The 529-nt window shown below is 68.2% G+C and carries 1 protein-coding gene; it reads left to right on the top strand.

Annotated features, from left to right (window positions below):
- Nucleotides 1–529 (top strand): MFS transporter (locus ASE89_RS21020; protein WP_201781565.1); only part of this gene is annotated, 529 nt, incomplete at both ends.

The following is a 529-nucleotide window of genomic DNA, read 5'->3' as shown; positions in this document are numbered from 1 at the left end:
CGGCTGGGGCAATGCCGGCGGCGGCGCGGCGCAGAGCCTGATGCCGCTGGTCGTCGCGGCGCTCGTCGGGCTCGGCGTCGAGCACGCGTTCGGCTGGCGTGCGGCGATGTTCGTGCCGGGGCTAGCGATGCTCGCGATGGCGTTGGTCTATGCGCGCTACACGCAGGACACGCCGCAGGGCGACATCGTCGACCTCCGCGCGGCGGGCATCGAACTCGACGGCGGCAAGGCAACGGGCATGGCGATCTTCCGCCGCGCCGCCGCCAATTACCGCACCTGGATGCTGGCTGCGACCTATGGCGCGTGCTTCGGGGTCGAGATCTTCATTCATAATATTGCCGCAAGTTATTACGTCGACCGGTTCGGCCTTTCACTGACCAATGCGGGCCTCGCCGCCGGGATCTTCGGTGGTCTCGCGCTGTTCGCCCGTGCGCTCGGGGGAATCGCCAGCGATCGGATCGCGCTCGTGAAGGGCCTCGATGGCCGCGCGTTGCTGTTGTTCGCGCTGATGCTCGGCGAAGGCGTCGGA

Origin of the sequence: Sphingomonas sp. Leaf30 (genome assembly GCF_001422525.1) — a bacterium.
GTDB lineage: Bacteria > Pseudomonadota > Alphaproteobacteria > Sphingomonadales > Sphingomonadaceae > Sphingomonas > Sphingomonas aerolata.
Note: the sequence above shows the minus strand (reverse complement) of the source record. Positions and strands in the feature narration are given on the sequence as shown.